Source organism: Limnochorda sp. LNt, from assembly GCF_035593265.1.
Classification (GTDB): domain Bacteria; phylum Bacillota; class Limnochordia; order Limnochordales; family Geochordaceae; genus Geochorda; species Geochorda subterranea.
The window spans coordinates 752,224-773,532 of record NZ_CP141614.1 but is presented as its reverse complement, the minus strand read 5'-3'; the positions used below and the strand labels follow the sequence as shown (position 1 = coordinate 773,532).

General features: G+C 70.7%; 18 protein-coding genes and 3 tRNA genes. 10 read left to right on the top strand and 11 right to left on the bottom strand.

The annotated features are described in order from the left end of the window. Nucleotides 1–3 precede the first annotated feature (3 nt). From VLY81_RS03635 to VLY81_RS03615, 5 genes are all read right to left on the bottom strand, one after another. Complete coding sequence (locus tag VLY81_RS03635; RefSeq protein WP_324669665.1) at nt 4–231, bottom strand: hypothetical protein; 228 nt, start codon at nt 229–231, stop codon at nt 4–6. A 129-nt stretch (nt 232–360) separates the two neighbouring features. Then, on the bottom strand, nt 361–1,236 hold the full coding sequence (folD, locus tag VLY81_RS03630; protein ID WP_324669664.1) for a bifunctional methylenetetrahydrofolate dehydrogenase/methenyltetrahydrofolate cyclohydrolase FolD: 876 nt from the start codon (nt 1,234–1,236) through the stop codon (nt 361–363). A gap of 104 nt (nt 1,237–1,340) precedes the next feature. Beyond that, nucleotides 1,341–2,354 (bottom strand): class II fructose-bisphosphatase, encoded by a 1,014-nt coding sequence (gene glpX / locus VLY81_RS03625; protein ID WP_324669663.1) that lies wholly within the window; start codon nt 2,352–2,354, stop codon nt 1,341–1,343. A 208-nt stretch (nt 2,355–2,562) separates the two neighbouring features. Then, nucleotides 2,563–2,637, bottom strand: a tRNA-Arg gene (locus tag VLY81_RS03620). A 60-nt stretch (nt 2,638–2,697) separates the two neighbouring features. After that, complete coding sequence (locus tag VLY81_RS03615) at nt 2,698–3,417, bottom strand: DUF421 domain-containing protein (protein ID WP_324669662.1); 720 nt, start codon at nt 3,415–3,417, stop codon at nt 2,698–2,700. Nucleotides 3,418–3,715: 298 nt separating this feature from the next. Between VLY81_RS03615 and VLY81_RS03610 the strand changes: the two genes are divergently transcribed. The 4 genes from VLY81_RS03610 to VLY81_RS03595 all read left to right on the top strand — a co-directional run bounded on the left by VLY81_RS03610 (nt 3,716) and on the right by VLY81_RS03595 (nt 7,216). Further along, nucleotides 3,716–5,695, top strand: a complete 1,980-nt coding sequence (locus VLY81_RS03610; protein WP_324669661.1) for a heavy metal translocating P-type ATPase — start codon at nt 3,716–3,718, stop codon at nt 5,693–5,695. A gap of 38 nt (nt 5,696–5,733) precedes the next feature. Then, nucleotides 5,734–5,808, top strand: a tRNA-Gly gene (locus tag VLY81_RS03605). Nucleotides 5,809–5,823: 15 nt separating this feature from the next. Further along, nucleotides 5,824–5,899: transfer RNA gene (locus VLY81_RS03600), tRNA-Thr, on the top strand. Nucleotides 5,900–6,421: 522 nt separating this feature from the next. Next, entirely contained in the window at nt 6,422–7,216 is a 795-nt protein-coding gene (locus VLY81_RS03595) for a class I SAM-dependent methyltransferase (protein WP_324669660.1), read from the top strand. 20 nt (nt 7,217–7,236) lie between these two features. Here the strand turns inward: VLY81_RS03595 and VLY81_RS03590 are convergent, their stop codons facing one another. Then, entirely contained in the window at nt 7,237–8,223 is a 987-nt protein-coding gene (locus tag VLY81_RS03590; RefSeq protein ID WP_324669659.1) for a hypothetical protein, read from the bottom strand. 33 nt (nt 8,224–8,256) lie between these two features. Further along, on the bottom strand, nt 8,257–9,450 hold the full coding sequence (locus tag VLY81_RS03585) for a thiolase family protein (protein WP_324669658.1): 1,194 nt from the start codon (nt 9,448–9,450) through the stop codon (nt 8,257–8,259). Between the two features lie 150 nt (nt 9,451–9,600). On the opposite strand from VLY81_RS03585, the gene VLY81_RS03580 reads away from it, so the two are divergent. The 6 genes from VLY81_RS03580 (at nt 9,601) to VLY81_RS03555 (ending at nt 16,400) form a co-directional block, all read left to right on the top strand. Continuing rightward, entirely contained in the window at nt 9,601–10,650 is a 1,050-nt protein-coding gene (locus tag VLY81_RS03580) for a peptidoglycan-binding protein (protein WP_324669657.1), read from the top strand. 92 nt (nt 10,651–10,742) lie between these two features. Then, nucleotides 10,743–11,930: an NEW3 domain-containing protein gene (locus VLY81_RS03575; RefSeq protein ID WP_324669656.1), complete on the top strand. Its 1,188-nt coding sequence runs from the start codon at nt 10,743–10,745 to the stop codon at nt 11,928–11,930. Nucleotides 11,931–11,966: 36 nt separating this feature from the next. Continuing rightward, nucleotides 11,967–12,965 (top strand): ABC transporter ATP-binding protein, encoded by a 999-nt coding sequence (locus VLY81_RS03570; RefSeq protein WP_324669655.1) that lies wholly within the window; start codon nt 11,967–11,969, stop codon nt 12,963–12,965. Further along, complete coding sequence (locus tag VLY81_RS03565; protein WP_324669654.1) at nt 12,922–13,944, top strand: ABC transporter permease; 1,023 nt, start codon at nt 12,922–12,924, stop codon at nt 13,942–13,944. The genes VLY81_RS03570 and VLY81_RS03565 overlap by 44 nt, the downstream gene beginning before the upstream one ends. A gap of 77 nt (nt 13,945–14,021) precedes the next feature. Beyond that, nucleotides 14,022–14,630, top strand: a complete 609-nt coding sequence (gene plsY / locus VLY81_RS03560) for a glycerol-3-phosphate 1-O-acyltransferase PlsY (RefSeq protein WP_324669653.1) — start codon at nt 14,022–14,024, stop codon at nt 14,628–14,630. A 126-nt stretch (nt 14,631–14,756) separates the two neighbouring features. Further along, a complete protein-coding gene (locus tag VLY81_RS03555; RefSeq protein ID WP_324669652.1) occupies nt 14,757–16,400 on the top strand; it encodes a bifunctional metallophosphatase/5'-nucleotidase in 1,644 nt (547 codons plus the stop codon). 98 nt (nt 16,401–16,498) lie between these two features. Here the strand turns inward: VLY81_RS03555 and VLY81_RS03550 are convergent, their stop codons facing one another. The 4 genes from VLY81_RS03550 to VLY81_RS03535 form a co-directional block, all read right to left on the bottom strand. Next, on the bottom strand, nt 16,499–17,227 hold the full coding sequence (locus VLY81_RS03550; RefSeq protein WP_324669651.1) for an HAD family hydrolase: 729 nt from the start codon (nt 17,225–17,227) through the stop codon (nt 16,499–16,501). 280 nt (nt 17,228–17,507) lie between these two features. After that, nucleotides 17,508–19,112, bottom strand: a complete 1,605-nt coding sequence (locus VLY81_RS03545) for an IS1634 family transposase (RefSeq protein WP_324669650.1) — start codon at nt 19,110–19,112, stop codon at nt 17,508–17,510. Between the two features lie 198 nt (nt 19,113–19,310). Next, entirely contained in the window at nt 19,311–20,348 is a 1,038-nt protein-coding gene (locus VLY81_RS03540) for an IS256 family transposase (RefSeq protein ID WP_324669649.1), read from the bottom strand. A 34-nt stretch (nt 20,349–20,382) separates the two neighbouring features. Then, nucleotides 20,383–21,198 carry a transposase gene (locus VLY81_RS03535; protein WP_324669648.1) on the bottom strand — a complete coding sequence of 272 codons (816 nt, stop codon included), beginning with the start codon at nt 21,196–21,198 and terminating at the stop codon, nt 20,383–20,385. Nucleotides 21,199–21,309 lie beyond the last annotated feature (111 nt).

Below are 21,309 nucleotides of genomic sequence, written 5' to 3'. Positions count from 1 at the left end.
CCGTCAGCGGCCGCTCGGGGTGGGGGCAGGCGTGGAGGTCCGAGGGGCCAGCCGGTCGGCCTCGCTCGCCTCGAGGGTGTACATCAGCTGGCAGACGCGATCGTCGAGCGAGGCCACCTCGCGCTGGTAGGCGTCCAGCTGCCGTTTGAGCGCCTCGAGCTCACGTAGCATCCAGATGTTGGACAACAGCAACACGCCCACCGCGGCCCCGTAGAGAAGCGCCGTGCCCACAGGCGCTCTGGCCCCCTGCCCGGCGGCGCGCCTCGAGGACGCGCCCGTCGATGTCGTCGTCGGGACCCACTCTACTCGCCCGGGCGCGCGGCTAGACCTGTCCCGGCGTCGAGGGCCGTCGCGGCCGGATCAGGCGCCGTCCGTGGCCTCCAGCAGCCGCTCCGCTGCCGTCACGGCGTTGGCCATCAGCATGGCCACGGTCATGGGCCCGACCCCGCCCGGCACCGGTGTGACGTGACCGGCCACGCGCGAGGCCGCGTCGAAGTCGACGTCGCCGGCCAGACTCCCGTCGGGCAGGCGGTTGATGCCGACGTCGATGACGACGGCACCCGGCTTGATCCAGTCGCCCCGCACCAGGCGAGCGCGCCCCACGGCGGCCACCAGCACGTCGGCCTCCCGGCAGACCCCGGCCAGGTCGCGGGTACGGGAGTGGCAGACGGTGACGGTGGCGTGCCGGCCCAGCAGCAACAGGGCCGTCGGCTTGCCGACGATGTTGCTGCGCCCGATGACCACCGCCCGCCGGCCCTGCAGCTCGACGCCGGTGGCGTCGATCAGGTGCAGGATGCCGGCCGGCGTGCAGGGCACCAGGTACGGGCGCCCCTGCAGGAGCCGGCCCATGTTGACGGGATGGAAGCCGTCGACGTCCTTGCGGGGATCGATCCGGGCCAGGAAGTCGTCCGCCTCCAGATGGGCCGGTAGCGGCAACTGGAGCAGGATGCCGTGCACCTGGGGGTCGGCGTTGCACCGGTCGATGAGCTCGGCCAGCTCCGACGCCCGGGTCTGGGCCGGCAGGTGGTGCACCCGGCTGCGGATGCCCAGCTCCTCGCAGGCCCGCCGCTTGTTGCGGACGTAGATGGCCGAGGCGGGGTCGTCGCCGACCAGGATGACCGAGAGGCCGGGCACCGTCCCATACCGCTCCTGCAGCTGGCTGACGCGCTGGGCCACCTGCCGGCGCACGGCCGCGGCCAGCGCCTTGCCGTCGATGATCCGTGCCCTGTCCGCCATGCTCCGCGCCTCCCCCCGGGCCGCCTGCCGTGACGCCCATCCACGGGTGGAGGGCGGCCCGAGGGGGCTTCGAGGACGGCTGGGCCGTCTCCTCTCGTCGTCGGCTAGGATGCCTCCTCGGCGGCGCGGGCCGCGACCTCCTCGTTGCGCCGGCGCGAGCGCAGCGTCTTGTGCTCGAGGTGGTGGATGGTCTCGATGAGGCGCACGGTCTTGGTGTGGGCCCGCATCAGCAGCGAGTGGGTACGGGCCGTGCGTCCCTCGTAGCGTACCCCCTTGAGCAGGTCGCCGTCGGTCACCCCGGTGGCCGCGAAGATGACCCGGTCGGTGCGGATGAGGTCGTCTTGGGTGTAGACCCTGCCGGGCTGGAAGCCGGCGGCCTCGGCCCTGGACTCCTCCTCGGGAGTGGCGAACCAGAGCTTGCACTGGATCTCGCCGCCCAGGCACTTGAGCGCCGCCGCCGTCAGGACGCCCTCGGGGGCCCCCCCGATCCCCAGCAGCAGGTCCACGCCCGTGTCCTCCAGCGCCGTGGCGATGCCGGCCGCCACGTCGCCATCCGAGATGAGCTTGATGCGGGCCCCGAGCTCCCTCACCTCCTGGATGAGGCGGGCGTGGCGAGGCCGGTCCAGGATGACGACGGTCAACTCCGCCACCCGCTTGCCCAGCACGGCCGCCACCACCCGCAGGTTCTCCCGCACGGGCGCGTTGATGTCGATGTGGCCGGCGGCTCGAGGGCCGACCGCGATCTTCTGCATGTAGAAGGAGGGCACGGGCAGCACGCTGCCGCGCTCGGCCGCCACCAGCACCGAGAGGGCGTTGGGCAGCCCGTTGGCCACGAGCCGGGTCCCCTCCAGCGGGTCGACGGCGATGTCCACCTCGGGGCCATCACCGGTGCCCACCTCCTCCCCCACGTAGAGCATGGGGGCCTTGTCCTTCTCGCCCTCGCCGATGACGACGGTGCCCCGCACCCGCACCAGGTCCAGCATGCCGCGCATGCCGTCGACGGCCGCGTCGTCGGCTGCCTGCTTGTCTCCCTTGCCCATCCACGGCGCGGCTCGCAGCGCCGCGGTCTCCGTCACCCGCAAGAAGTCCAGCATCACTTCGCGCTCGCGGTCCTGCATCCACCGGCCCCTCCCTGTCGATCGCCCTCGTCCCGGCCGCCCGTCCAGCCAGGTTGCGTCGGCCCGCGCCTGGTCGGCCGAACGCGGGTAGCCCCTCTTCGATACGTATGCGGTTGCACCTCCTGGTGAAATCCGAGGGGGACCGGTGCGATCCGCAGGGAGAGGGGAGCCGGGGTCACGCCGGCCGGGAAGCCGGCCGAAACGAAGATGGTGCGCCTAGAGGGATTCGAACCCCCGCACCCGGCTCCGGAGGCCGGCGCTCTATCCCCTGAGCTATAGGCGCACCGATCGCAGGCCTGATTATACCCCGCGGCGGACCATCGAGCAATGCCTGGGTCGCGTCTCACCCCGGCGCCCCTGGTTTCTCCCGCTCCTGCACGAACAGGTTGCCCTGCGAGTCGAGGCAGGCGTAGAGCACCTCCTTGGGGTCGTGGATGCCCCGCCGCTCCAGCTCCTGCTTGAGCCACGTCAGGTCCAGCCCCGCCGCCGACAGCGCCCGGTAGTCGATGCGCCCGTCGTTGACCAGGGGGATGGGCAATCCCTCGTAGCCGGTGCTGATGCCCAGGTCGGAGGGGTAGACGGGCCGCCGCTGTGACTTGGGGATGACGCTGAGGCTGCCGTTGGTCTCCAGCACGGCCACCTCCACGTCGTGGATGTTGGGCACGTTCTTCTGGCGCAGCTGCTCCATGAGGTCGTCGATGCCGTAGCGCAGGCGCCTCAGCTCCGGCTCGATGATGCGCCCGTCCTTGACCACGATGCTGGGGGTGCCGGCGATGAGGTTGCGAAAGCCGAGGCTCTTGAGGCTGAGCCACGAGACCACGACCTGCGTGACCAGGAGGGTCAGGATGGGCACGGCGCCCGCGAGCAGTCCGACGTTGGCATTCTCGATGGGCAGCGCGGCCAGCTCGGCCAGCATGATGGTCAGCACCAGGTCCCACGGGGAGAGCGTGCCGATCTCACGCTTGCCCATCAAGCGGATGACGACGAGCACCACGATGTAGAAGAAGACGGTACGGCCGGCGAGGCCCAGCACCGAGCCGACTCCCTCCAAGGCTCCCTCCACCCGTCCCGGTCTCGATGCCCGTCTTTTGCGTACGCCCGGCCGGGCGCACCCCGTAGTCTGCCGCGCCGCGCTCGCATGCCATACCGCCACGGGCCGTTTGGACCGTCGCGCCGACGCCTTGACGGACGTCGCCTGCCAGGATATATGATCGTTACAGATAATGATTCTCCTTTGCTAAACACTCCTAAGAATTAACGGGGTTAACCAATGTGAGCCCGGTCGCCGGCGCCATGCTGTCGACGGCCGTAGAAGGGAGTCGTCCATGCCCCCTCGCGACGGATCCGGGAGACTGGCTCGCTTGCGCCCCCTGGCGGTGCCGCTGGCGACAGGGGCGCTCACGGTGCTCGGATGGTGGCTGGAGCGCCGTCTGGCGCCCGCCTCTGCCGGCGGTCCTCTCTTGCTCAGACCGGGTCTGCCGGCGCTCGCCGCCTACCTCGCGGCGTTCGCGGTCGGCGGCTTCGAGCCCGCTCGGGAGGGACTCCGGTCGCTGCGCCGAGGGCGCATCGACATCGACTTCCTGATGGTGGCGGCGGCCCTGGGTGCGGCCGCCATCGGGCAGGCCCAGGACGGTGCCATCCTCATCTTCATCTTCGCCCTGAGCCACGCGCTCGAGCAGTACGCCGTGGGGCGCACGCGGCGGGCGGTGGAGGCCCTCGTCAGACTGCGGCCCACCCGGGCCCGCCGAGTGCGCTCCCTCGACGACGTCGGCGAGGGGGCCCTGGTGCCGGCCGACCAGCTCCGACCGGGCGACGTGGTGCTGGTGCTGCCCGGGGAGCAGATCCCGGCCGACGGCGTCGTGGTCCAGGGCGCGTCGGCGGTCGACGCCTCCGCCATCACCGGCGAGAGCATCCCGCAGGAGCGAGCGCCGGGCCAGACGGTCTTCGCAGGCAGCGTCAACCGCTCCGGGGCCCTCTGGGTCCAGGTGACCCGGAGCACGCCCGACAGCACCCTCTCCCGCATCATCCGGCTGGTGGCCGAGGCCGAGGAGCACAAGCCGCCCACCCAGCTCTTCATCGAACGATTCGAGCAGGTCTACTCGGCCGCGGTGGTGCTGGCCACCGTCGGCGTCATCGCCGCCGGCCCCTTGGTCCTGGGCTGGAGCTTCGACCTGACCCTCTATCGTGCCATGACGCTGATGGTGGTGGCCTCTCCCTGTGCAGTGGTGCTCTCGACCATGCCTGCCATGCTGTCGGCCATCGCCCGGGGTGCCCGCCGGGGGGTGCTCTTCAAGGGAGCCCTCCACCTGGAGCAGCTGGCGTCGGTGCGGGTGGTGGCCTTCGACAAGACCGGGACCCTCACGATGGGCCGCCCCAGCCTGACGGCGGTCCATGGCGTCGACGGATGGAGCGAGAGCCAGGTACTGGCCTTGGCCGCCTCGGCCGAGGCCGGCAGCGAGCATCCCATCGCCCGAGCCATCGTCGAGGCCGCTCACCGGCACGACCTGGCCTTCTCCGCCCCGGAGCAGACCACCAGCCACCCGGGGCGCGGCGTGGAGGCCGTGGTGGCGGGTGACCGCGTCATGGTCGGCAGCCCGGCATGGTTCGAGGAGATGGGGCGTCCCCTCCGCCCCGAGCTCCGCGACCGCCTGGCCCGCCTCGAGGCGGCCGGCCAAACGGCCATGGTGGTGGGGGTCAACGGGTCAGGACCGGTGGGGCTGCTGGCCGTGGCCGACCGGGTGCGGCCCGAGGCGCGTCAAGCGGTGGCGGCGATGAAGCGCCTCGGCATCCGGGTGGTCATGCTGACGGGCGACAACGCCCGCGTCGCCGAGGCCATCGGCGAGGAGCTGGGCGTCGACGAGGTCCATGCGGGCCTGCTGCCCGAGGAGAAGATGCACGTGCTGGCCGAGCTGGAGCGTCGCTGGGGGCCGGTCGCGATGGTCGGGGACGGCGTCAACGACGCGCCGGCGCTGGCAGCAGCTGCCGTGGGCGTGGCGATGGGGCGCTCGGGCACGGACGTGGCGCTGGAGACAGCCGACGTGGTGCTCATGTCCGACGACCTGAGCCGGCTCGAGGGCGCCATCCGGCTCGGCCGGAGGGCCGAGCGGGTCGTGCGACAGAACCTGGCCTTCGCCTTCGGCGTCATCGCCGTACTGGTGGTGGGGGCGCTCGGCGGATGGCTCGACCTCACGCTGGGCGTCATCGGTCATGAGGGCAGCACCGTGCTTGTGGCCCTCAACGGTCTGAGGCTGCTGGGCTTCCGGTGGAGCGGCGGCTCCGCGCAGCCGAGCGGCGAGGCTCCGGAATTGGTGGGCACGGCCCAGCCGGAGACCGGCTCTTGATCGAGCCGGAGCCGCTGGGCTATACTCGGAGGCGGCGAGCGGATGTGGCGCAGTGGTAGCGCATCGGCTTCCCAAGCCGACGGTCGCGGGTTCGAATCCCGTCATCCGCTCCATTTCTTCTGTTTCGAGCTGGCGTAGCTCAGCCGGCAGAGCGGCGCACTCGTAATGCGCAGGTCGCGGGTTCGATTCCCGCCGCCAGCTCCAGTGACGACGGGATTGGCAGGCCATTGATTGACGCGGATGACCCGCCCGTCCATCACTCCTGTCAATCAACGAGGCACCAACCGCATGACGAAGCCGCCCGCGAGGGTGGCTCTTCGTTTCGAGCTGGGCGAAGGCCTCGCCGAAGAGCGTGAGCAGCTGGACGGCGCTATCGGCCAAAGGCTCATCGCTGACCCGCGTCAGGCTGCTGTGACGCAGGTACACCTCGCCGCATACGGGACAGACGCCAGAGGTCGGCATGGGCAAACTCCCGGACGTGAAGCGGCTAAGGCCCCGCTGTGACCCCAAAGTGGTCTCCATCCGGGGCACATGGTGTGGCCCCTGCGTGACTTCGTGCATGGTGCGATAGGTACCTCGTCCGCGCCGGGCATCGCCAGCGGGTACGCGCTGCTCTCGTTCCTGATGGAACTTCACGGCGCTCATGAGGAGGTACGAGGCCCTCATCCCCTGAATTCCAAGCTGCCGGGCTCCCCGCATCACCAACACGAGGATGGGAGCGACGCGATGGACGTCCGACATCCCCACCTGGACGACCGTCACGGCGAGGCCAAGGAGCGGGTGCGTGGCTTCTTCTCCCAGCATGCCGAGCACTATGCCAGGAGCGAGAGCCACGGCCAGGGCGCAGACCTGGACCGTCTCGTCGAGCTCCTGCAGCCCGAGCCGCAGGAGGTGGCGCTCGACGTGGCCACGGCTGCCGGTCACACGGCCTTGCGCCTGGCTCTCCGAGTGCGCCTCGTCATCGGGCTCGACTATACGCCGGCCATGGGTGGGCCGTTCCGCCGCCTGGCCGCCGAGAAGGGCCTTGGAAACGTGCGATTCCAGGTGGGAGACGCCGAGCGGCTGCCCTTCGCAGACGCCTCCTTCGACCTGGTGACGAGCCGGCGAGCGCCGCACCACTTCCCCCGTGTGGAGCAGGCGGTGCGGGAGATGGCCCGGGTACTCCGCCCCGGCGGGCGACTCGGCATCGTCGACATGACTGCCCTCGACCCCGCTCAGGCCGACCTACTCAACGCTCTCGAGGCGGCGCGGGACGACTCCCACGTGCGGGCCCTGACCCCCGACCAGTGGCGAGCGCAGGCAGAGGCGGCCGGCCTGACCGTCACCACCCTCGAGGTGCACGTCGAGCCCATCCCGTGGGAGCGCTGGCTCGCGCCCGTCCCGCCCGACAGCCCTCAGGCGGCTCGGGCTGACGACATCCTCCGGCAGGCCCCGGCCGCGCTACGCAGCGGGCTCGTGGAGGATCGCGCTGACGGGCGATGGCTCCTCAAGCGCCGCGTCGTGATGGTGGCTCCACGTTAGGCCGGGGCTGTCCCGCACGCTCATGCCTTCCGGGAGCGGGCCAGCGACCGCGCCATGCGCTCCAGCTTGAAGATGGTGTTGAACTCGACGTTCTTGCTGATCCAGAGCTTGTTGGTCATGATGGCCTGCGTCAGCGAGCCCCGGTAGGCCAGGGCGTCCAGCAGCACCCCGGGATCCGCCACCACCATCACGAAGTCAGGGGCCTGGACGCTGCCCTCCTCGATGGTGAGGTCGCCGTCGGCGATCCGCATCACCAGGGTGCCCCCCGTCGTCTTGACCAGGACGGTCCGCCACCATCCGGCGATGTCGCGCCGTGCTCGAGGGTGGGCGCTCAGCTCCCGGGCCAGCGCCGTCAACTCCCGGGCCACCTGCGCGAAGCGTTCCTTCGCCGCCTCGGTGGCCGCCGGCAGCGGGGGCTCCTGGCCCCGCTCCCAGTCCAGCTCGGTCTCCTCTAGTCCCCGACGCTGGACCTGGTCGGGCGTCAGCTCATGGGCGGGCACGCAGAAGATGTCGGTGATCTCGCCGCGCCGCTCCCGCCGGAAGACCACCTTGACCTCGGTCCCCTTGCGGAAGATGCCCGGCACCAGGATGCCCCGGGTGGTGTAGAGGTTGACGCTGAGGGCCGTGTCGGCCCCGTGCAGCAGCACCCGGCCCCGTCCGAAGGGCACTTGCTCCTGGAAGAGGGAGTTGGCGAAGTAGGTGACGGGCGGCGTCGAGATGAGCTGCCCCACGTCGCCCACCTCGACGAGATCGGTGGGGGCGAACTGGCAATCGGGACAGCGGGTCACGAACGGCGGCACCCGCACCAGCCCGCAGCGCCTGCAACGGGCGCCCAGGATGCGCTTGTCGTCCCGCAGCGCCAGGAAGAAGGGCGAGAACTCACCCATCGTGCGGCGGTAGAAGGTGTACATCGCGTCGTTGACCAGCAGGTACGGCTGGCCGTCGACGCGGATCACCTCCGACCCCACCTCGGGGATGGCCTCGGGAGGGATGATCTTGTCTGCCACGGTGAACCGCCTCCCCACCTCGTCGGGTCAGGGTCAGTCTCGCTCCAGGATCAGCACGACGCCGTACTGGGCCACGGTGCTGCCCGTACCGTGCACCAGCGCGCGCCTCAGCCCCCGGCGAACCAGCTCGCGGCGGGCGGACCAGGCCGACATGATGTTGCTGGCCCCCACCGCATGGCCGCAGTAGAGCAGTCCGCCCGACGGGTTGAGCAGCAGGCGGCCGCCCGGCGTCACGATCCCGTCCTCCACCAGGCTGTCGGCTCTGCCCAGCGGCACGAAGCCCATCTCGGCCATGGTGATCTGGAGCTGCTGCACGAAGGCGTCGTGCACCTCGGCCACATCGATGGCCTCCAGGGGGTGCCGGATGCCGGCCATCTCGTAGGCCCGCATCGCGGCCAGGTGGTGGGAGTAGATCCGGTGCATGACTTTGTGGCCCTTGCCTGCGTACGAGGGCTCGTTGGCCTCCCCGACGCCCGTGACCCAGATGACGGGCTGGCCCGTGTTGCGGGCGATGGCCCGGGCGGTCTGTTCCTCGGCCATGATGACGGCGGCGGCTCCCTCGGAGTAGACGCAGATCTCCAGCTCCTTGAAGGGGTAGACGACGATGCGGGAGTTGAGCACCTCCTCGGGCGTCACCTGGTCGAAGCGGCGCTGGGCGAACTCGTTGTCCCTCGCCTGCTGGCTGAGCAGGGCCGCCAGTCGTGCGGTCACCTCGGGCTTGAGGTCGTCGGGGTGTTGGTCCATGTAGGCGAGCACCACCTCCGCGTAGCTGTCGGAGGCGGTCCAGCCCAGCTTCTGCTCGAAGAAGGTATCGCCCGACCAGCCGATGGTCTTGATCACCTCGGGCGTAGCCGACATGGACTGGAAGTCGAAGCAGTCGGTGGCCTTCTCCACGCCCAGCACCAGCAGGGTCTTGAACCGCCCGGCCGCCAGGTAGGCGTGGGCGACGGACATCGCATACGCGCCCGTCGCCCCCCCGTTGCTCACCCGCACGCCGAACTTGTTGGACAGGCCCGTGATGGCCTGCAGGGGATGCTCAGGGATGGCCGCCCGCTGGAAGATGTCGTTGTAGATGGCGTACACGACGCCGTCCACGTCGCCGGTGGCGAGGCCCGCGTCCTCCAGCGCCGCGGCGGTGGCCATCTGCGCGAGTTCGTAGTACGTCTTCTCGTACCATCGGGCCTTGAAGGGCGTCACGGCGGCTCCGACGATGCCGACACGTCGCATGGGGCCCGACCCCCTCCCTGCGGATGAGACCGATTGCCGATCCTGATTACGGCCGCTCCCCTCGTCCGTCCTCCTCCGGATCTCGGCCGGCCTCGGGCCGTCATGCCCGCGCTGCCCGCCCGAATAGGTCGACCCCGGGGGGTAGACGTCTTGGGAGCACCGATCCGAGCCAGCGACCGCCCGACCCCCGTGAGGGGCCCCACCGGTTGGCTGATGGGGCTGGTGGCCCTGAGCGGGCTGGCGGCGGTGGCTCTCGTCCTGACCGAGACGGCGTGGGCCGCCTCTCCCTCGGCGTCCCCCCGCCCGCCCCTATGCGGAGAGGTGAGCTCGTTGGGGCTGCCCGGCCAGCGCGACGACCCCGACGCCGTCCGGGAGCTCCAGCTCGGCCTGCGGCTTCTCGCCCTCTTCCCCCATCCGCTGGACGGGCGCTACGACCCCTACACCCGCGAGGCGGTGCGCCTCTTCCAGGGCCGATACGGGCTGCCCGTCACCGGCGTGGCCGACGCCTCCACCCTGCGCGCCATCGCTCGCCTCTTCCAGGAGGAGGCGGTGAGCCTCATCGACAGCCAGCACCAGTCAGCCATCGCCGCGCCCCAGCCGGAGCACCTCCCCCTGCACCCCGGCGCACGGAGCGGTGGCCCCTGGGTCGTGGTGGACACCAGCCGTCTGGTGCTGACGCTCTACCGAGATGGCCAGGTCCAGGCGCGGTGGCCCGTCGCCGTCGGCAAGCCTCTCAGCATGACACCGGTCGGCGAGTGGTGGATCGTCGACAAGGGCTACGCCGAGGGGGTCTTCGGCACCCGGTGGATGGGTCTCGACATCCCCTTCGGCAGCTACGGCATCCACGGCACCGACCGGCCTTGGAGCATCGGCACCCAGGCCAGCGCCGGGTGCATCCGGATGTACAACGCCGACGTGGAGCGGCTCTTCGAGATGGTGACGGAGGGCACGCCGGTCACCATCGTCGGCACCCTGCCCGAGGTGACCTGGGAGGCGCCCCTGCCCGCCGGAACCGTCGACTTCCCCGTGCCACTGCTGCAGTGGGCCTTGCGCCGCCATGGCTTCGACCCCGGTCGGGCCGACGCCCGGATGGGCCCGGTGACGCTCGCGGCCATTCGGGAGGCCCAGCGGGTGCTGGGGCTGCCCCCGGTCGAGGCGGCTACCCCGGACCTGTACCGTGCTCTCGGCCTGCGCCGCTGACGAGCAGGCCGCTCAGCGGTGGACAAAGTGGGCGGGGCGAGTAAGATCCGCGATCAGAGCGACAACCACCGTGGGTCTTGGGGGGATGCGCGATGGATGTGGCCGTCGCTCGCTCGCTTGGGCCCGGGCTTCGGTGGACGTCCGCCCTGCTGTTGCTCCTCGTCCTGGGGGCCGGGCCGACTCGAGCCGCCGCGCCGTCGGTGGTATTGACCAGCGACTTCCCCGGCATGGCCGTCGAGCCGGGTGCCACCCAGACCATCTCGCTGACGCTGGCCAATTACGGCGACGCGGGCCAGGTGGTGGATCTGCAGGTGCTGGAGTCGCCCGAGGGTTGGGACGTGTACTTCCGCGGGCGAGGCACCCGGGTGCACCAGGCCTACGTCCCTCCCCGGGAGGAGAGCCGACCCGGCACGGTCTACCTCGACCTGCAGGTGACCATCCCGCGTGACGCTGCACCGAGCGACTATCCCGTGGTGCTGGCGGCCGGCTCGTCCCGACTCCGCCTCAGTCTCAGGGTGAGCGAGCGGGCTGTGGAGAGGCCCGTGGTGCTGACGACCGACTATCCGCAGCTCAGGGGACCGGCAGGCGCACAATTCGAGTTTCCGGTGCAGCTGGCCAACCGCAGCGGCGAGGACCAGACCTACCAGCTCGACGCGCGGGCGCCCGAGGGGTGGCGCGTCGAGATATCGCCGCGCTTCGAGAGCCGCCAGGTGGCCAGCATCGGTGTGCGGGCCGGTGCCACGCAGAGCCTGGACGTGCGCGTCACGCCCCCGAGCCGGGTCCCCGCGGGCGAGTACCCCGTATTGCTGCGGGCCTCTGCGGTGGGGTCGGAGGCGACGCTCCAGCTGACCACGGTCATCACGGGCACCTACGAGCTCTCCCTGACGACACCCTCCGGCCGGCTCAACGCGGAGGCCGTCGCCGGACGGGAGAGCCCGGTCAAGCTGCGGCTGGACAACACGGGTAGCGCCGACCTTCACGGCATCACGCTCTCCGCCAGCACGCCCATCAACTGGCAGATGACGTTCGACCCCGACCGGATCGATGTGCTGCCGGCCGGCCAGTCCCGCGAGGTCACCGCCACCCTCCGGCCCGACGGGCGGGCCATCGCCGGCGACTACGCCGTGACGGTGCGCGCGATGGCGGCGGAGGCCGCCTCCAACGCGACCCTGCGAGTGGCGGTCAAGACGCCGACCCTCTGGGGATGGGTCGGGGTGGGCATCGTGGCCGTGGTCGTCGCCGGGCTGTTCACCACTTTCAGGGTCTACGGGCGCCGCTGAGCCCGCGGACGGCGACGCGCGAGGAGGTGACAGGCCTTGGAGCCGCCCGCAACCCACGCGGTCATCGAGGCGAGAGGGCTCACCAAGCGCTACGGCCAGCGCACGGTGGTGGACGGCCTGGATCTGACGGTACACGAGGGTGAGATCTTCGGACTGCTGGGGCCCAACGGAGCCGGCAAGACCACGACCATCCTGATGCTCCTGGGCCTGACGGAGCCGACGGCCGGGGTCGTCCGCGTGCTGGGCCACGACCCACTGCGAGAGCCCCTGGATGTCAAGCGGCGGGTCGGCTACCTCCCGGAGAACGTCGGCTTCTACGACGAGCTGACCGCCTCGGAGAACCTCCTCTACACCGCCCGCCTCAACGGCCTCGACGAGCGCGAGGCCCGCGCCCACGTCGAGGCCCTACTGGAGGCGGTCGGGCTGGCCTCGGCGGCGCACCGCCGGGTGCGAGAGTACTCCAGGGGCATGCGGCAGCGCCTGGGGCTGGCCGACGTCCTGGTCAAGCGTCCCCGCATCGTCATCCTCGACGAGCCCACCCTGGGCATCGACCCCAAGGGTGTCGACGAGGTGCTGCAGCTCATCGCCCACCTCTCCCAGCAGGAGCGGGTCACGGTGCTGCTCTCCTCTCACCTGCTTCACCAGGTGCAGCGGATCTGCCACCGTGTCGGCATCTTCGTCGGCGGGCGGCTCATCGCCCAGGGGCCGGTGGAGAGCCTGGCCCGGCAGCTGGCAGGTACCGCCCCCCTGGTCGTCGAGGTCGGGGTCGGGCCCGGCCAGCAATCCCAGGCCGAGCACCTGGTGCGCACCATCGACGGGGTGCTCGACGTGACGGTCAACGCCGACGGACTCGTCTTGAGCTGCCGGCAGGACGTGCGGCCCGAGGTGGCGCGCACGCTGGTGACGCATGGTCTCTCGGTCCAGCACCTGCGGTTGCACACGTACGGGCTCGATGACATCTACCGCCTCTACTTCCAAGGGGGGATGCAGGATGGCCAGCGCGGTCCCCGCTCCGTCGTCGGCGGTGCGGCGTGAGCCGGCCGCCCGGCGCCTGCCCCGCCGTCCCTCGGGTCTCGGGGCTGTCTTCCGCAAGGAGCTGGCCGACCATCTGAGCGGGCATCGCTTCGCGATCCTGGTCGGCCTCGTGGTGGTGACGGGGTTGGCGGCCATCTACGTGGGCGCTCGCACGCTGCGAGATACGCTGACCCAGGCGTCGGAGAGCGATCCCTTCGTCTTCCTGCGCCTCTTCACCACCGGCGGGAGCTCGCTTCCGCCCTTCACGTTCTTCGTCGAGTTCCTGGGGCCACTGCTGGGCATCGCCTTGGCCTTCGACGCCATCAACGGTGAGCGCATGCGGGGCACCCTGAGCCGGCTGGTCAGCCAGCCCATCCACCGCGATGCCATCATCAACGGCAAGTTCCTCGCGGGGCTGGCTGCGCTGGCCGTCATGGTCTTCGCCCTGGGAGGCCTGGTGGGTGGGCTGGGGCTGGTGCTGACAGGCGTGCCTCCGACGCTGGAGGAGTTCCTGAGGCTGGTCGCCTTCCTGGCCGTCACCATCGTCTACGTCGGCTTCTGGCTGAGTCTGGCCATCCTCTTCTCCACGGTGCTCCGCCAGACGGTGGCCTCGGCGCTGGCCAGCCTGGCGCTGTGGCTCTTCTTCAGCATCTTCGCGGGCCTGCTCTTCGGGCTGGTGGCGGACGCGGTGGCGCCGGTCACCGACTCGCAGGACGCCATGCAGGTGCTCCGCAACGCTCGATGGAGTCTGGCCCTCAACCGCCTCTCGCCGACGTTGCTCTACGGGGAGGCCGTGGAGACGCTCCTCAACCCGCAGGTGCGGGCCCTGGGCCCGTTGCTCCTGGAGCAGGTGATCGGGGCGGTGCCGGGAGCGCCGCTGCCCCTGGGCCAGAGCCTGTTGCTCATCTGGCCCCATCTGACGGCCCTGGCGGCCGCCATGCTCATCTGCTTCATGGTCGCCTACATCGCCTTCATGCGCCAGGAGATCCGGGCCAGTTGACAGCGAGTACCGCCCGCGGCGTCCCACCGGCCCGCCGGTTGTGCTAGACTGGCCGGGGGGCTTGTGAGGAATTGGCAGTGGAACTGGCGCCGGGATGGGAGACGGCCCTGCGGTGGGGCGTCGTCTTGCTGGTGGCGTACCTGGTCGGTTCGGTGCCGGTGGGGTACAGCGTGGCGCGATGGCTGGGCCGACTCGACATCCGGCGCTACGGGAGCGGCAACGTGGGTGCTACCAACGTGACCCGCGTGATGGGCGCCCGCGCCGGGGCGCTCGTGCTGGCCGGCGACGTGGCCAAGGGGGCCGTCGCGGCGTGGGTCGGGCTGCGGCTGCTCGGCGTGCAGGGTGCCGTGGCCGGCGGGCTGTTGGCCGTCATCGGGCATTCGTGGCCGGTCTTCTTGCGGTTCTCGGGTGGCAAGGGCGTGGCCACCGGCCTCGGGGCGGTGGCCGTCATCTCGGTGCCGGTCGCGGTGGCGATGGTCGCCATCTGGGCCGGTGTCGTGCTCGCGACCCGCTACGTCTCGTTGGGGTCCATCATCAGCGCCTCCACGGCCCCGGTCTGGCTGTGGCTGGCGTTTCGCGACTGGCCGGTGGTGGCCGGCGGGGTCCTGATGGTGCTCATCATCGCCTGGCGCCACCAGTCCAACGTCCGGCGGCTGCTCTCCGGTAGCGAGCATCGCTCCTACTAGCGACCCCTCGCACCGCCCCGCGGGAGGGGCAGGAAGGCCATCCCATCCCCTCGAAGAAGGCCAGGCGCTCGACACGAGACGCCGGGTCACGGGTGGGCGTCCGCCCGCGGCTCGCGCCCGGGAGGGGTGAGGGAGTTGTCGCTTCGGGGCTTCGCCAGCCGGGCCGCCGCTCGCAGATGGGCGGTCCTCGTCGCGTCGTGGCTGTTGTCGTTGTCGGCCCTCGCTGTACCTCCGGGGGTCGTGCTGGCCGAGGAACCGCTGCACGTGCAGATCCTGGCCATCAATGACTTCCACGGCCAGCTCGAGAGCCGGATGGTCTCGGGCCGGCCCATGGGTGGCGCCGCCGTCCTGGCGGCCTATCTCGAGGCTCGAGCGCAACAGGCCCGAGAGCAGGACGGTGCGGTCACCATCAAGGTGCACGTCGGCGACGTCATCGGCGCCAGCCCTCCCATCTCGGCCCTCCTGCAGGACGAGCCCACCCTGACCGTGTTGGAGACCATGGGCTTCGAGTACGGGACGGTGGGCAACCACGAGCTCGACGAGGGTATCCGGGAGCTCTTGCGCCTGCAGTATGGGGGCTGCCACCCCGCCACGGGCTGCTATGACGGGACCCGCATCCAGTACCTGGCGGCCAACGTGGTCTGGGCCGACACGCAGGAGCCCGTGTTGCCCCCCTACGCCATCCGGTGGGTGCAGGGCGTGCCCATCGGCTTCATCGGCGTCATCACCAAGGTGACCCCCACCATCGTGACGGCCAGCGGGGTGCAGGGCCTGGCCTTCCTCGACGAGGTCGAGACCGTCAACCGCTACGTCCAGGAGCTCAAGCGGCAGGGGGTCGAGACCATCGTCGTCCTCATCCACGAGGGTGGCACGGGCAGCCGTGACGGCCAGGTGAGCGGCGCCATCGTGCCGCTGGTCTTCGGCATGGACGACGAGGTCGACGTCGTGCTGTCGGCTCACTCGCATCAGTGCTACCAGGGCCTGGTGGGCAGCAAGCTGGTCACCCAGGCCTGCTCCAGCGGCACGGCCCTGGCCGACGTCGACCTGGTCATCGACCGCACCTACAAGGACGTCATCGCCAAGCGGGCCGAGATCGTGGACACCGTCGTCGACGCCCCCGGCATCGTGCCGGATCCGGTGATCCAGGGCCTGGTGGAGCGCTACGCGCAGCAAGTCGCCCCGCGGGTGCAGCGGGTCATCGCCACCGCGGACGGTCGCCTGGTGCGCCAGCAAAGCGAGGCCGGCGAGTCGCCGCTCGGCAACCTCATCGCCGATGCCCAGCGCTGGCGGATGGGGGTCCCCATCGCCTTCATGAACCCGGGCGGCATCCGGGCCGACCTGGAGGCGGGCGAGCTGACCTGGGGTGAGCTGTACACGGTGCAGCCCTTCAACAACTACCTGGTGGCCATGACGCTGACCGGCGAGCAGATCGAGCGGCTGCTGGAGCAGCAGTGGATCGATCAGCCCTCGCCCCGTATGCTGCAGATCGCCGGGCTGCGTTACACGTGGCATGCCGAGCGCCCCGTGGGGGACCGGGTCGACCCGGAGGAGATCTTCCTCGAAGACGGCACCCCCGTGCGGCCGGACGGGCGCTACCGGGTCGTGGTCAACAGCTTCCTGGCGGACGGCGGCGACAATTTCACCGTCCTGCGCGAAGGCACGGAGCGGGTGGTCGGCCCCATCGACCTCGACGCCTTCGTGGAGTACCTGCAGCAGCTGCCGCAGCCGGTGAGCGCCCGGATCGAGGGGCGGATCCGGCGGGTGCCGTGAGCCCGGCGCCTGCCAGGATCCGGGGCACCGGAGGCTGACGCGAAGGGGCGTCCCCCGGGGGGCGCCCCTCTCTTCTCGATAGGGTCGGCCGGGTCTTGTCATGGGGCGTCGGTGCCCGTCGGCCCCGCGGGTGACTCGGGGCCCCGCACGTCGCGGAAGATGGCCTCCAGCGCCTCCGCCTTCATCCCGGTGAAGTCCGCCACCACGTGAGCCGCGCCCGCCTCCTCCAGACGAGAGGGGGGCTCGCTGGTGGAGACGCCGAGGCAGACCGCACCGGCTGCGCGAGCGGCCCGCACGCCGGCGACCGAGTCCTCGATCACCAGCGCCCGCTCGCAGGGCACCCCGAGCCGCTCGGCCGAGATCCGGAAGATGGCCGGATCGGGCTTGGCGGCCGTGACGTCCTGTCCGGTGACGACGACGTCGAAGGCGCCCTCCAGCTTCAGGTGCCGCAAGATGGCCTGCACGTTCTCGGGAGGGCCCGAGGTGGCCAGCGCCAGGGGCACGCTGCGGCGACGCAGGTCGATGACCAGCTCCCGGACGCCCGGCACGGGCAGCAGCAGCGGCACGTAACGTTCCCGGAAGAGGGCCTCCTTGCGACGCGAGAGCTCGGCTCGCTGGTCAGCGTCGAAGCGGCCCGGGAAGAGAGTCTCCAGGGCCTCCTCGTTCTTGCGCCCGGAGAACTCCCGGTAGAACATCTCCTCCGTGACGACCAGCCCGATCTGTCGGCCGAAGTCCTGCCAGGCGCGGAAGTGCAGCGGGTTGCTGACGACCAGGACGCCGTCCATGTCGAAGAGCACGGCCCGCAAGTCGCTCACCTCGCCCGCCATGCTACACCCCGGGAGGGGACCGGGCAAGGTGGGGGCCACCGCCCGTAGCGGTCGCTCCCGTGTTTGCCAGTACGACGTCGTAGCAGGCATCGTCCCGGATGCGGGAGCGGTTGAGCTGAGGACGGGGCTGCCGGGTGCTGCTGACCTGCTAGGAGCACGAGTGATAGGCCAATGGTTTGTCCCTCGGCCGGCTCGTTAAGCGGAAGTTCATCGCTTCCTATTTCCCTCAAATCTTTGTGGTGGCGGGGCTAAGTCGTGATTCAAGGTGTCACCCTTCTGGCTACGCCAGGGGAACCCCCAGCAACTGGAAGATCCGCTGGTGCATCGGCTCGGGCTCGCCGAGCATCTGGATTTCCTGGCCGGCCACCTCGACCGTGTGGCGCTGCAGCGTCTCCAGCTGCATCATCAGCCCTTCGAAGGACTGACGAGGGTCCTCCGCCAGCAGGGGCTCAAGCGCCCGCTCCATGTGCCAGCGCACGTACAACGCCAGCATGCACAAAAAGGCGTGGGCCCGCACCCGGTCCTCCAGCCGGTGGTAGACCGGACGCAGGTCCAGGGCGCTTTTCATCGTGCGGAAGTTTTGCTCCAGGGCCCGCAGCGATTTGTACGTGGCCTGTACCTTGGCCGGCTCCATCCGGTCGGCCGGCACGTTGGTGCGCAGCACGTAAAACCCGTCCAGCTCCGCCTCCCGGGCGATGGAGGCCTTCTTGCGCTGGAAGGAGAAGTGGCCGTCGCGGATCTCCAGCTGGAAGTGCTTGCCCACCTTCCAGCGCCTCAGCACCTTGCCCACGGCCACCCCGATCTCGTCGGCCGTCAGGGGCTTGCGGCGGCGACGGCGCACCCGGGCTTCGATTTTGGCCAGCTCCCGCTCCGTGGCCAAAAGCAGCGCCTCGCGCTTTTGCCTGCGCTCCTCGGCCACCAGCGGATTGTAGCAGACCACCAGCCGCTCCCCGGGCCGCTCGGGGTCGGCGATCTCCGCCAGGTCCCGCCGGTCGAACAGGCCCGGCTGAAAGAACCCTTCATCCCGCAGCTTCTGGATCTCCGGCGCCCGTAGGGCCGTGATCCACCCGAAGCCCACCGCCTCCAAATCGGCCAGCCGGGCCTTGACGATCATGCCCCGGTCGCCGACGAACACGACGTACTCGATGCCGAACCGAGCCCGGACCCGGGCAATCTGGGCCTGCAGCGTCTCGGGATCCCCCACGTCGCCGGGGAACACCTCCACGGCCACGGGACAGCCCTCGTCGTTGGTGAGCAGCCCCACGCAAAACTGTCGCTTGCCCCGCTTCTTGTCCCGGTTGTACCCGAAGCGGGCCAACGGGCAGGTCTTGCCCTCCAGATAGACGCTCGTCAGGTCGTACAAGACGAGGGCGTTGGCCGTCAGGTGCCGGCGCGCCAGCTTCGCCTCGATAGCGGCCTGACGGGCGAGCAGCTCGTCCATGGCCCGGTAGACGTCGTTGACGTCCGCGCCATTGTGCGGCAACCGCAGAAGCTGCGGCAACGTGGTGGTCGTCCACCACAAAGTCCCGCCCAGCTTGGAGGAGGGCCGCAGGATGCGCATGACGACGACGGCCAGGGCCACGCGCACCCAGTCGGCCGAGCGGGAGTAGAGCACCTGGTCGAGGCCCAGCTGGCGGATCATGCCCACGACGGCGGCGACGGCCCCGTGCTGGCGGGACTGGCGGATCTTCACCGTCTGGGGTACCGGCGCCACCGGCTCGCCCCGCAAGGCTCGCCGGACCAGCTCCAGGACGGCTTCCGGCAGGTGGGAGAGGTTGGCGAGGGTCCGGTGCTTGACCTTGCCGCCTTCTCGGTAGGTCTGGCGCAGCAGGTGGTAGGTGTACACCTTGTCGCCCTGCCGGCGGCGGATGGTCTCGATGTGCATGGCACTGGATACGCGCCCCATGGCTCAATGGTAGCATATGACAACCTCAGAGGCAATACTGTATGGCCATACTCTTGGCTACGTTTGCACGCGTTCAACCTGTTTGAATGCCCACCGCTATGCGGGTCCTGCCCACTACCAGCCCCTGAACTTCCGTTGAGACGCTGGCAAGTCAGCGTCTCCTCCAGCCCCTCGCGCTTACCTGGCCGCCGCCTCGGCGTATCCGGTCTCGTCCAGCCGGTCGGCCAGGGCCTGCAGGCTGAGGGCGGCGGCGGCCGCCTCCGCCTCGCCCCAGGCCCGGGCCAGCCGCCGCCTCACCATGCCCTGCATCGAGCGGGGAAGCTTCTCCAGCACGTTGCGGGCCTTGTGGCACACACAGCGCTGGATGAGCGCCCGCTCACCCCACACCGCCCGCACGGCCGCCGCCAGCGCCTTGCTGCCGTCGATGACTACCAGAAGGCCATGCTGAGCCGAAAGCCCCCGGGCAGCCAGGTCCTCCACCAGGGCCTGGCAGACCTCCCGGCTCTCCGTGACCCCTTCCCACAGTCCCAGCACCCGCTTCTGCCCGGCCTCGGTCACGCCCACGGCGGCTACTACCTGGTGCTCGCCGAGCGCAAGCCCGTCCAGGAAGACCACCAGGTACCGCTCGGACAGAGGGCGGTGGAGGATCTCGGCCAGGATGGCCCCGGCCTCCGCGAGGAAGCGCCGGCTCACGGTGCTGCGCGATACGTGGGTGAGAGGAAGCTCATCGGGGATGCCGAGCAAGTCCGGCATGGTCTCGCCGTAGCGGCGCATGGCGACCCCCGCCAGGCTCTGTTCCAGCGCCGCTTCGCCCAAGGTGGCCTCGTCCTGCAGGGCCCGGTAGGTCGGCGGGACCAGCTCCTCCCGGCCCTGCAGTCTGCGCACCCGGGGGCGCAGGATGGGGAGGCGCACCCCGCCCATCACCACGCTGCCGACCTCGTAGCCGTGCCGTCGGCCGCGCCGCTGGGCCTGATGGCGGCCCTTCGGGGCCCCGGCCAGCGCATCGGCTTCGGTCTCCAGGCGCTGGTACAGCCAGGCCATCCCCGCTTGGCGGCTCAGCTCCAGCAGGCCCGCTCGGACCAGCGTCTCCAGCTCCCGCTCGGTCGTCTTGCGCGCCTGGCGCAGCCACCGCCGCCGCTCCCGGCGGGAGAGCCGGCGCTTGCGTCGCCGGCCGCCCGCCCCGGCCCCGGGAGCCTTCCGCGGCCCCCTGGTCAAGGGACGCATGGGTGTGATACGTTGTCACGGGGAATCACTCCCTCGGGGATCGTGCGGTACTCTCTGCTCGGGAGGGCACGGTCCCTGTCTTGTGGATCGCAGCCACGTCCGCGGCAGCACCCAGCCGCTGGGCCAGGATGGCGAGTCCAGCCGCCCCCACCGTCCGGCGCATCCGGCTCACCGCCGCCGGCAAGCCGGCTCGCACCGCCGCCATGCCGCGCTGGGTCGGGCTGCTGGCCTCCAGCGCATGCTCGACGGTCACCCGCAAGGCCCCGGCCGCCGCCAGGTGGGGTGCCAGATCGGGCGGGAGCCCCAAGTGCCCAACGGTCAGCACGGCCTCGTAGCTTCCCAAAAGGCGCGCCGCCGCTCCGGGATGCCGGGCCTGCAAGGCCGCGAGGAGCTGGTCGAGCTGGCCTGCCGCTTCGTCCACCGGCGCGGTCCAGATCCGCCGGAGCCGGTCGGCGACCGAGGGGCGCTCTTTCTCCGGGAGGTGGGCCAGGACCTCCTGCTGCACCTGATACTGGCAGTGGGCGATACGGGCCCGGCCGCCCCACGCCTGCTTGATAGCTTCATCCAAGGCCCGCCGCCCGTCGGTGACGACCAGCACACCGGGCTCTGTGCGCAAGCCCCGCGCGGTCAACTCGCCTACCGCCCGCCGGGCCACCGCCTCGTTGAGGGTGGCCCCCTCCCAAAGCCCCAACACGTGCTTGGCACCCGACAGATCCACCCCGATGGCCAGCGTCACCCACTCGCCCCGCGCCAGAACGGAGCCCAGGTACAGCACGACGTGCCACCGATCGCCCAGCTCGCTATCCAGCTCGAGGGTGGCGGCCGTCCCGGCAGGGGCCACGACCCGGGCGGGGTGTGGGTCACGCAGCAGACGGCTCGGTGCTTGCGCAGGGGGCGGCGGCGCCGCGGCCGAAGCTGTTGGCCGAGCGGCTGGCGCTGGGGACGTTGCCGG